The 5,590-nt window shown below is 55.5% G+C and carries 4 protein-coding genes and 1 pseudogene; 4 read left to right on the forward strand and 1 reads right to left on the reverse strand.

What is annotated here, in order from left to right; translation table 11 throughout:
• A partial coding sequence (locus tag PROAA_RS18400; RefSeq protein WP_245664351.1) for a polyamine aminopropyltransferase occupies positions 1-1,577 on the forward strand: 1,577 nt, incomplete at its 5' end.
• A 38-nt stretch (positions 1,578-1,615) separates the two neighbouring features.
• Here the strand turns inward: PROAA_RS18400 and PROAA_RS18405 are convergent.
• Positions 1,616-1,774 (reverse strand): annotated as a pseudogene (locus tag PROAA_RS18405) (IS30 family transposase); the annotation flags it as partial.
• Positions 1,775-1,843: 69 nt separating this feature from the next.
• Here PROAA_RS18405 and PROAA_RS18410 point away from each other — a divergent pair.
• Genes PROAA_RS18410 through PROAA_RS18420 form a run of 3 tightly spaced genes read left to right on the forward strand, consistent with a single transcriptional unit; the run spans position 1,844 to position 5,486 of the window.
• Positions 1,844-3,040, forward strand: coding sequence for an ABC-three component system protein (locus PROAA_RS18410; RefSeq protein WP_186412747.1), 1,197 nt, complete (start codon positions 1,844-1,846; stop codon positions 3,038-3,040).
• Positions 3,037-3,534 carry a three component ABC system middle component gene (locus tag PROAA_RS18415; RefSeq protein WP_186412748.1) on the forward strand — a complete coding sequence of 166 codons (498 nt, stop codon included), beginning with the start codon at positions 3,037-3,039 and terminating at the stop codon, positions 3,532-3,534. The genes PROAA_RS18410 and PROAA_RS18415 overlap by 4 nt, the downstream gene beginning before the upstream one ends.
• A gap of 2 nt (positions 3,535-3,536) precedes the next feature.
• Complete coding sequence (locus PROAA_RS18420; protein WP_245664352.1) at positions 3,537-5,486, forward strand: DUF3732 domain-containing protein; 1,950 nt, start codon at positions 3,537-3,539, stop codon at positions 5,484-5,486.
• Positions 5,487-5,590 lie beyond the last annotated feature (104 nt).

A 5,590-nucleotide genomic window follows, 5' to 3' on the forward strand; every position in this document is an offset into this window, starting at 1 on the left:
TGGAATCTCTTCGAGGGTCTGACAAGCGCCCCGACGTCGCGCCTTACGGGCAGCGGCAGCCGGTTGTATCACAAGTAATGAATCAGGCTCTGCTGTTCTCGGTATTCATCGTCGCGTCCTGCGGCCTGGCTTACGAGCTGATTGCCGGCGCGCTTGCGAGTTACGTGCTCGGCGACTCGGTGACGCAGTTCTCGACGGTGATCGGGACCTATCTGTTCGCGATGGGTGTCGGCTCCTGGCTGTCGCGCTTTGTCGAGCGCAACCTGATTGCGCGCTTCGTCCAGGTCGAGCTGATGGTCGGCGTTCTTGGCGGGTTTTCCGCAGCCGCGCTGTTCTTCATCTTCGTCTGGTTCACCACTCCCTTCATCCTGGCGCTGTACCTCGCGGTGTTCGGCATCGGCGTACTGGTCGGCCTGGAAATCCCGTTGATCATGCGCATCCTCAAGCGCGAGCTGAGCTTCAAGGATCTCGTCTCGCAGGTGCTCACCTTCGATTATCTCGGCGCGCTGGTTGTCTCAATCCTTTTCCCGCTGCTACTGGTGCCGCATCTCGGGCTGGTGCGTAGTGGCCTGCTGTTCGGCCTGCTCAACGTGCTGGTAGCGCTTTGGGCGATGTGGCTGTTCCGCGAGCAACTACGAAACGCCATCTGGCTGAAAACCCAGGCGTTTATATCGCTGGCCGCGCTGGGCGTCAGTTTTGCCCTGGCCGGGCAATTCACCTCGCTGGCCGAGGCCCATCTCTATGCCGATGAGATCGTGCACAGCGAAACCTCGCCGTATCAACGCATTGTCATCACCCGCTGGAAGGACGATCTGCGACTGTATCTGAACAACAACCTGCAATTCAGTTCGCGCGACGAGTACCGCTACCACGAGGCGCTCGTGCACCCGGGGCTATCGACGCTGCCCGGCGCGCGTCGGGTGCTGGTGCTGGGTGGCGGCGACGGACTGGCCGTTCGCGAGGTTCTCAAATATCCGCAGATCGGGCAAATCACGCTGGTCGATCTCGACCCGGCAATGACGAAACTGTTCTCGACAGCGGCTGCCCTGCGCAAGCTCAACCAGGATTCGTTGAGTTCGCCAAAGGTCAGGGTAATCAACGCGGACGCGCTGAAATGGCTTGAAGATAACGACGATCGGTTCGATTTCGTCGTCGTCGATTTCCCTGATCCCTCCAATTTCGCCATCGGCAAGCTCTACAGCTCGGCGTTCTTCCGCCTGCTCGAAAAGCACCTGACGGCGGACGCGCTGGCCGTCATTCAGTCGACATCGCCGCTCTATGCCCGGCAATCGTTCTGGTGCGTCGTCACGACGCTGGAGAGCGTCGGACTCAATGTCACGCCGTATCACGCGCTGGTGCCGTCCTTCGGCGAATGGGGTTTCGTGCTCGCCGGTCGTCGCGCCTACGCGCCCCCCACGGCTTATTCCGTCGCCATGCGCTTCCTGACGCCCGAGATCACGCCGGGGCTGTTCCAGTTTCCTCGGGACATGGCGCGCGTCGACGCCGAAGTGAATCGGCTCAACAATCAGGTACTGGTGCGCTACTTCGAAAGCGAGTGGCGGCAGGCGATCCGGTGAGAATTCGAGAAGAACAATGTCTCAGTTCGGGTGCGGATTCAACCGGTGGAGGCAACGGTTTGGTAAAAACGTTGTGCCGGTGTTTCGTAGTTTAGGGTTTTCCGTGGCCGCTCATTCAATTTCCGGGCAATGGCACTGAGCTTCGCTTGCGAATAGGGCGACAGGTCAATTCCCTTGGGGAAATACTGGCGCAGTAAGTAGCGCTTTACTGATTCTCCAGTCTTGGTAGTATGCGCAAGGCATCGCTTTGGTCGGAGGGAGGGGCAATGACAACATTTTCAGCTGGGCCTCAAGCGCTTGGCTATTTCTATCAGGCGCGGGTCGCTCTCTCACTCCTGCTTGAATCCCCTGATGAAGCCCGGCTGAGGGTTGAGGCGCTCGACGACATCGAAATTTCAGATGCTGTAAGCGCTGGATCTCTTTCGCTGATCCAGCTAAAGCATCATACAGGTGACGCCGCTTTGACTGACGCGAGCCCCGATCTGTGGAAGAGCTTACGTGTTTGGTCTGAGCAAGCAAAATCTGCGAAATTTGCCCTTGATAACGTCAAGATAGTGCTCTTCACGACCGCGACGATTCCGGCAGGAAGCCTTGCCTCGTTGTTGGGCCATATGAAGCGAGACGTTAACGAGGCCGAGAAGAAGCTCTTGGAAGTCGCGTCAAAATCCGACAATGCATCGCTGAAGAAAGCCTTTGACGCGTTCAAGGGTCTGACGGATGCTCAGAGAAAAGCCCTGTTGGCAACGGTCTATATCGTTGGGAGCCACCCTGACATTTCAGGGACAAAGAAAAAGATTGATCAACAGCTTCGACTCGCGGTTCGGGCCGAACATTTGGCACCGTTTGCGGAAAGAGTAGAGGGGTGGTGGACCGACAAGGTCATTCTGCACCTGCTCGCGAAGAACCCAAGGTACGCCGGCGGGATCACGGGCTTTGAGTTGCACGAGTATGTTGCTTCGGTGGCGGAGACTTTTCATGATGGAAGTCTTCCAATCGACTACGACGGCTTGGACATGACCGACGATGAGGTCGATGCAAATCGGAGTAGGCAATATGTCAAACAGCTAGAAACTATTAACGCGAGCGCCCGGGTGATCCGAAAGGCGATATTCGACTACCACCGTGCCTACAATCAACGTCACAGATGGCTGAGAGACAGCCTCATTTTCCCCGAAGAAATGGAGAAATATGAGGAGAGGTTATGCGACGAGTGGGAGCGTTACTTCGACCATAACTTTTCGTTTGTCGACGAGACAGATAATCAGGCGCTGATAACGGTTGGAAAAGCGATTCTTCGGTGGGCGGAACTTGAGTGCAACCTACGGATCAGGCCACGAGTAGAGGCCGAATTCGTGAGACGAGGGAGTTTCCATATTCTTGCAGACAAGATTCCTCCGGATATCTGTTGGCACCCAAAGTTCGCTGATTTGATGACACAAGCCATGACGGCGGCCGCAACATGACGACTGTCAAGAGTTGGGCTCGGCGGCCTCCCGATGTTGCGAATCTGTTTAATCCGGCCTTTTGCGCGGCACTGCTTAACAGGCTGGCGGTTGGCTTCCAGGGGGATGTGAAGCAGGGGCTGCCATATCCCCTTGCTTTTCTGGCGTTGCCTTTGCTGTTGCACTCCGGGTCTGTCGCCCTATTGCCTCCGACCGCTCGGACTAGGTTTCATTCTTGGATTCTGGAAAATCCGCAAGTGCTATTCGGATTTCCTGAGCGTGCGAAAGCGCTGGCACCCATAGTGCGTGAGGCGGTTTCCTTTGGCCTGCGCTACGAATTACTTGGTTTCGGCCCGGAGCAAATCCTTATTCCCTTGGCTGCGTCAGCATTGAAGCGATGGGAAAAAAATCCCTACAACAAAGATCTTTCGAAGGATGCGCAGACGCTGGGCAAGTTGTTCGCCCAGGTTAAGGACTTGCCGACTATCTTCGCTCTATTTGGAGTTCGCCCGTGACTATGCAGATAAGGTCGATCATCCTTTATCACCACGACGGCAGAAGAAGAATTCTTCCTTTCCGTCTGGGAAAGTTGAACGTGATAACGGGGCAGTCTAGAACAGGAAAGTCAGCAATCATTGATATCATCGATTACTGTTTGGGCAGGAGCTCATTCAACATATTCGAAGGAGTAAATCGCGACGTCGTCGCTTGGTATGCCGTAATGCTTCGCGTTGCCGGAAGTGACGTGTTCTGCGCCAAACCAGCACCACGAGGAAGCGCGGCCTCTCAATCAGCGGCGTATTTCAAGATAGGTGCCTCCATAGAGCCACCCAACCTTGGCGAGCTAGAGGTAAATACCAATGACGAAGGCCTAACGCAGCAGCTCACGTCGATGTTAGGCGTGTCGCCAAACCTCAGTACCCCTGGAGAGAACCATACGCGATCACCACTTGAAGCTACGGTTGCTCATACGAAGTACTACTTGTTTCAGGAACAGGGGGAGATCGCGAACAGGGCGTTCTTATTCCATCGGCAGAATGAACAGTTCATGCCGCAAGCTATTAAAGACACGTTGCCTTACCTTCTCGGAGCGGTGCCAGAGGATCGGTTAGCGCTGATCAAGGAAGAGCGAGAACTTCGCAGACAACTGAAACTGTACGAACGACGTGAACGCGAAGCGTCCTATGTCGGCTCTAGTGAACTCAGCAAAAGTCTTCAGTTAATCGATGAAGCCAAGTCCGTCGGACTCCTGTCGAATGATCTTGATGCTTCAACACCGGCGAAAGCGCGGCAGCAACTGGAGGCTGCTCAACGCTGGACTCCTTCCGCGCCAAATAATCCACTAAGGGAAAAATCCCAGCTGGAACTTACGACGGAGCTTGATCGAGCGAGGCTTGAGTACAACGAGCTGTATGATGCACAGGTGCGGGCCCGCCAATTTCAGCTCGAAGGGGAGCTCTTTGCGGAGGCCATAGGAGAGCAATCAGAGCGGCTAAAGGCGATCGGCATCGTTCCTCAAGGCAATGGCATCGCTTCCGGGTGCCCACTCTGTGGGGGCGACCGATCTGTCCCATCTGCCGATGAACTTCGAGCTAGCCTCGGGGGCCTGGAACGAGATCTTGAAGACATTGAGACGCAACGTCCAAGACTTCAAGGTCGACTGGCGGATCTTGAAGAACGAGTGGGCCACGCGCGGCAAAAGGTTCAAACCCTCCAGCGTCAGCTAAGGTTGGCTGTCGGTTCCGAAGACGATGCTCTCGCACAGCGCGACGCTCAAGATCGGATCGCCCGAATCTTAGGTAGGATCAGCTTGTACCTGGAAAGTGTACAAGAAGTAGCCCCGGACTCTGGTTTGCGAAACGAGATTGCTTCACTGAAGGCACGCATCGAGGCGATCTCTGTGCAAATTGATGAGGAGTCGGTTGAAGCCGCGATGACTTCAATCCTGAATCGAATTGGTGGTGTGATGACCAAGTTGGCGGAGCGCCTTGATCTTGAGTTTCGAGGATGTCCCTACAGGTTCGACGCGGCGGGCCTTACCGTGATCGCCGATGCTGACACGCCAATCCCCATGCATAGGATGGGTAGCGGTGAGAACTGGCTTGGGTGCCACCTGATCGCTCTGCTCGCGCTCCATAAGCATTTTGTCGAGAACCGTCGCCCGGTCCCCGGCTTCCTGATTATTGACCAGCCATCGCAGGTCTACTTTCCATCGACAGCGGCGTATAAGCAGCTGGATGGAACCAAGGAAGGTCTCGGGAATCTTCAGCCCAACGATGCCGACGTCAGTGCTGTCCGACGGATGTTTAAGACGCTCTACGATCTGGTTCAAGAGCTTTCGCCCAATTTCCAGATCATCGTCACGGAGCACGCCAACCTCCCAGAGAGCTGGTACCAAGAGTCGCTTGTGGAACCCCCTTGGAGAGACGGCAGGGCTCTCATTCCTCAAGAATGGCTAAAGCGGTGAATCGATTGCAGTAGATCACTTAGACTGACCGACTTGTCTGGTCAGATTCTGTTGAAAAACTCCCCGTAGTGTTCGAGACAGCATCTTCGTAGTGTTCAAGGATC

The organism is Candidatus Propionivibrio aalborgensis (assembly GCF_900089945.1).
GTDB lineage: Bacteria > Pseudomonadota > Gammaproteobacteria > Burkholderiales > Rhodocyclaceae > Propionivibrio > Propionivibrio aalborgensis.

Excerpts from the sequence above, each read along its gene's own strand:
- PROAA_RS18420 (WP_245664352.1), top strand. The coding sequence starts at position 3,537 with ATGCAGATAAGGTCGATCATCCTTTATCACCACGACGGCAGAAGAAGA.
- PROAA_RS18415 (WP_186412748.1), top strand. The coding sequence starts at position 3,037 with ATGACGACTGTCAAGAGTTGGGCTCGGCGGCCTCCCGATGTTGCGAAT.
- PROAA_RS18410 (WP_186412747.1), top strand. The coding sequence starts at position 1,844 with ATGACAACATTTTCAGCTGGGCCTCAAGCGCTTGGCTATTTCTATCAG.